Genomic DNA, 4,680 nt, shown 5'->3' on the forward strand with positions numbered 1-4,680 from the left:
ACCTGCAAAACCAGATGAGACAGAGAACAGATTCGACTTCTCCAGGAGCCCATGGCTTCAGGGTGCTGGAGGCCATGGAAACGGATGAAACGTTTAATCCGCGAACAGATAGGTTTTCTCTGTTTTATACGCCATGCCCCGCAGGCGTGTGAAGCTCGCGAACCTTGTCCAAAAAACGGGTTGGTTGTGCAGGTATCGGGGTGGGGATATCCATATCCATTCATCCTTTAGTGCTGTTTTTATATACAGTACTTCGGTTTGGGTTGAAGTCTGGAAGAAGAGCGATGTTGGCGGAGTTATACGGAACGCGTTCGCGAAACTTCCAAAAATCACATGAGAAATGACGGTAACTATCTGATAGGGTTGAGAGGTTAGAAAAGTAATGGCGGAGTTATACGCCTATGGCGGGAGCAGGAGTGGCTCAGAAGAGGGGGCGTATCACTCCGGCGGTAGCCGTGGTAAGTGGCGCTCAAGAGCTTGTTTTCATTCGACAAACTCGTATTTTCTTGAGTATTTTGGGAATGCGAGTTTTGACGAACGGGTGATATACGAACGCGTTCGTGCCTAATTAGCTGTTATGGTTGCTGAAGCGAGCAGGTTGGCATACCTTTGACATGGGTAATAATTCTATTCTGAGGGAGGGTTCTATGTTAACCGAACTTTTGAATAGGGCGCGCTTTGCCGATTAGTAGGAGCACAATCCCGTTGGGCTGGTCAGACCTGAAAATAGCGCCCGCGGCTGTGTCATCTAGGTCGGTGAAGGCAGTGGCAAATAGTGACGGGCTCCATGCATGAACTTTTGGTCTAGTGCATGAAATACCCAAGTTTCCGCGCCTTGCCCACCTTCCAGCGTTCAAAGAGAACCATAACAAGTCGCGAGACAGTACGCGGCCGAATGGCCGCCGGACGCCCCTTCCATGGCTCCTTCGTCGCCATTCCAAGGTCGCCGCTGTGCTTCGGCGTTATGTGGGCAGAACCAGCGAGTAATTGAGGATGCTGCAACGAGTTGTTATAGGGATTTTTGTCGCCTCGCTTTTGGCAGCTGCCGTCGCGATGTTTATGGGGTATCAATTTCCAGCCAAGTATATCGCTGCGCCTGCACTAGTTTTTTCTGGTTGGGCTGCGTTGGGTCATTTGGTTACCTTGGACGATGACGCTCCAGGTGAGTGGTCAAACCCAGAGGGTTCGAAGGCAACATGGCATCGCTCGATCGGAGAGTTAATCATTAAGATCGTGGTTTTTGCGGCAGTGGGGATAGCTTTCTATGCCTAGCCACATAACCAGTCGCTTAAGTACGCTCCGGGCCGTCGGCCCTCCACCGGACCGGTTTTCCGTTGCACTCCAAACCGGCCGCTTAGCTCAGCGTTATCGGCCCGGCATTCGTGAGTGTTTAGCAAGTGGGGTGCAAAGGCCTTGGCACCGGGATTGGTTGTAAGCCCGCTCACTCTGGTGATCGCCAAGGCCGGAAAATTCGCTGTCTGGTTTGGTTGCCACAATGCCCAGCAGTGTCGGTATTCATGACGTGCCCCAGTCGTGGGGCCGTCCGTCTTAAATGGTAATCGGGTCGGCGGCTTTTGCGTTCTGGTTCCTTTCGCCATCCGTCGAGTTGGTGCAAGCTGTCCGGGAGAGGGCATGCGGCCTGGGTGTCAGGCTCAACCACGGTGGTGAACGGCCATTAACAAGGCGGTCAACCGGACGCCAAAAGCGTACCGCTTTTGGTTCCCCTCCGCTGGCGCTCCTGCACCGGTTACCTCAGCGTTATGCAGGTACTGAGATCTAACCAAGGAGGGTGAGGTGAAGGAAGTCCTTGATACCATTGATTCGGCGATAAAACGCCTTGTTTCGCCAACTGCAATGCTGGTGGCAGCAGCGCTTCTCACTCGTGGGCTTGATAAGCCAGGCAGCAACACCTTCGTTATCCATGGACTGATCTTTCTCTTGGTGGTTTATGCCTTTGGTTACCTTGCGTTTTCTGCGGCAGTTGCGATCAAGGAATTTGATGAATTGGGGCTTCGGTTTTGGCAAAAAGGCGTATTCGGATTGTCTTTTATGTTGCTGTACTTGGTGCTTTTTGTCGCAGCCATCTACTTCGGGCTCGGCAAAATTGCATAACCAGTAGTTGTAGTTCGTTCCGGGCCTCCGGCCCTACACCGGACGCCCATTTCGCTGCGCTGCATGTGCGCCGCTAAACAAAAGCGTTAGATTTAAAAGAATCAGGAGAGTACGTTGCCAATTGAGCCGTCTGATTATGCCCACAATGAAGCCTGGCTGCTTTTCCAATTGAACGAAGCACCGGTGATGACGGAGGCCGATGGAGATTTCAACGCTATGGCCATCATGGAGGTGGCAACGGGGATGATCTTTGGCATGGAGCTTGTTCAGGTAAGCATGTCTGGTTTGCCGGAATTCCTGTCACGGAAATTGTTGGCCGACGCTGAAGGCCAATCTGGCTCAAGACCCCAAAAATTGTTCATAGCGACTGAGTACCACGCGGATGATCTGGTCAAAGTCGCTGAGGCCATGGGGATTGAAGTTGAGCGAGTCCCGGCCAAAGATCTATCCGGCATAACACAGGAAGCGAGGGAAGGTTTCGCGGCCCATGTTTCAGGCGGTAGGATCCAATAAATCTAACCAAGTGTTCCAGTTCGTTCCGGGCCTGACGGCCCTCCACCGGATGCCCTTTTCGCTGCGCTACAAGGGCACCGCTGAACAACGGCGTTATACGATGGGTCACACTGAGTTACTCTCAAGGATCAATAAAAGGATCAGGAAATGCGCATCATAAATCGAAGAATATTTCCTGAAGGAAGATAAGCGTGGCAGAAAAAAATATCCGTAGTCCAAAGCTTCATGGAGTCGAGCCACGGGAGAATGTTGGAAGGGAAACCATTGCCCGCTATCAAGCCCAGTTTCGCGGAGCGGCTTTCGAGTGTTTGTCTCTATTGGAGGATGAGACGCTAGACCGTGTCTATTGTGATTATCAAGACGATTTCGTGGCTCGCCTCAATGTCGAGGGGAGTTATGTCTATAATTTTTTTCAGGTCAAAACCAAGGGAAAATTGAATTACCAATGGTCTGTAAACGATGTCTTGGGGATAAGGAAAGGCGCTAAGACATGCGAGCCAGCCAAGATTACCGATAGCTACGTTGGAAAACTCCTGATCCATCCAATCAGGTTCGAGAACTCCTGTGGTAACGTCGTTTTTCTCACCAATGTGCATCTAAATGATGGTTTAGAGGGATTGCGAGATGCCATACAGGACGATAGTGATAACAACTATTACAAATTATTGCTTGAAAATTTTAATGACGCTTTGTGCCCAGAAGCGCCCATAGAAGATCAGGGTGTTATAGAGCGTATTAAGAAGCTTCAGATTAAGTCTAATATTTCTTATTTAAATCCACACGATGATAAATTTTTCTCTGAGGCAAGAGAGACCATTTATAAATACAGTGAAATAGATTTGCAGCGTTCAGAGTGTGAGGAAATCCTTAACAGTCTTATATCTCTTGTCGAACGGAAGTCGTTTGGCAAACTATTAGAGGAAATAGGAGAGCGCGACCTCGATGATATAGCAGGCGTAGTCTTGCCCGAAATGCTCGATATTCTTAGTATCTCCAAAGCGGCATATCAGAGCTTAAAAGATAGCGGCGACTCACAAGCCATCAAGAATGCTTCTATTATTCACAGATTGATGAGTAAGACCGGGGCGTCAGAGCGAATGATAGAGTTCGTGTCTGACTGTAAGGTTCGATGGGATATATGGTTTAGGGACAAACGCCATACTATTCCAGAGTTTGACCTGAATTTCATTTTAGAAGAAATAGAGAAAAATGCTGCTGAGTGGGTGAAATTAGGAGAAAGCCTTCCATTGCTTCAAAGTCGAATCAATATAGTATTGTCTGCCTTGGATACTGAAGGTTTGTCTGCCACTCTTAATCGTGAACTCCTTCTAGGCGCTGTTTTCTCGTTTTTAGTTAGAGGAAATGCGTGATGGATTACGAAGAATTCTTTCAAGAAGCGTCTGAAAAAGAAATTGTATTGCCTCTAGATCAGTTCAGTGGTTCGGCACCTCATCGGCTTAGCAATGAAGCGCTTTTTCATCTTCCATTGCTCGCGATGACTATTCTCTTGTTGTCTAAAACACGCCGTAAGCCTAAGTCAGACGAACTAGGTCAGTTGATTGGCGAGTGTTTTGAGAGAACATTTTCAGGCTTTAAAGGTTCATCCCAACACTTGGGATGGTCGGCAAACCTTAGGATGCGGACAGTTAAGGCGCTAACCTTTCTTGAGACAGTAAGCCTTGTTGAGGTCGATCGCCATGATTCTCGCATTAAAGTCACCGAGTTTGGGAAAAAGGTCGTATCAAAAGCAATAGATGTACAATCAGACCTCGGTTACACACTCCAGCTAATTGAACGAAATTATTTTGATCTACAAATAGAAAAACAAATTGCAATGGATTTGGAATGAAACTTGTTGAATTAAAAATTCATCCTTCAGGGAAGGCCGGTTGGGGTTCGAAGGATCTTGTGTTTGCTAGCGATATCACCCAACTATATGGACCGAACGGCGCAGGGAAAACGCCTGTCATTCATTCTATTGCCTTCGCGCTTGGCTACCCTGTTAGATATCAGGGAGGTGCTGTTCGGATTCTATCGTGTTTCCCTATTAACCTT

General features: G+C 48.4%; 6 protein-coding genes. All 6 read left to right on the top strand.

Features of this window, described 5'->3' with window-relative positions; genetic code table 11:
* The first annotated feature begins 993 nt into the window (after nucleotides 1-993).
* Nucleotides 994-1,272, top strand: coding sequence for a hypothetical protein (locus tag ACXAC4_RS20310; protein WP_475164997.1), 279 nt, complete (start codon nucleotides 994-996; stop codon nucleotides 1,270-1,272).
* A 522-nt stretch (nucleotides 1,273-1,794) separates the two neighbouring features.
* A complete protein-coding gene (locus tag ACXAC4_RS20315) occupies nucleotides 1,795-2,112 on the top strand; it encodes a hypothetical protein (RefSeq protein ID WP_053113006.1) in 318 nt (105 codons plus the stop codon).
* A gap of 114 nt (nucleotides 2,113-2,226) precedes the next feature.
* Complete coding sequence (locus tag ACXAC4_RS20320; protein WP_008170669.1) at nucleotides 2,227-2,625, top strand: DUF6930 domain-containing protein; 399 nt, start codon at nucleotides 2,227-2,229, stop codon at nucleotides 2,623-2,625.
* A gap of 191 nt (nucleotides 2,626-2,816) precedes the next feature.
* On the top strand, nucleotides 2,817-3,995 hold the full coding sequence (locus tag ACXAC4_RS20325) for a dsDNA nuclease domain-containing protein (RefSeq protein WP_475165002.1): 1,179 nt from the start codon (nucleotides 2,817-2,819) through the stop codon (nucleotides 3,993-3,995).
* A complete protein-coding gene (locus ACXAC4_RS20330; RefSeq protein ID WP_475165004.1) occupies nucleotides 3,995-4,474 on the top strand; it encodes a hypothetical protein in 480 nt (159 codons plus the stop codon). The genes ACXAC4_RS20325 and ACXAC4_RS20330 overlap by 1 nt, the downstream gene beginning before the upstream one ends.
* On the top strand, nucleotides 4,471-4,680 hold a 210-nt coding region (locus ACXAC4_RS20335), incomplete at its 3' end, for a hypothetical protein (protein WP_475165005.1). The genes ACXAC4_RS20330 and ACXAC4_RS20335, both read left to right, overlap by 4 nt.

This window comes from Pseudoalteromonas sp. AWM4_233, assembly GCF_056158285.1.

What these genes read in the sequence shown, in the direction of transcription:
- ACXAC4_RS20310 (WP_475164997.1), top strand. Translation starts at nt 994, where the DNA reads ATGCTGCAACGAGTTGTTATAGGGATTTTTGTCGCCTCGCTTTTGGCA.
- ACXAC4_RS20330 (WP_475165004.1), top strand. Translation starts at nt 3,995, where the DNA reads ATGGATTACGAAGAATTCTTTCAAGAAGCGTCTGAAAAAGAAATTGTA.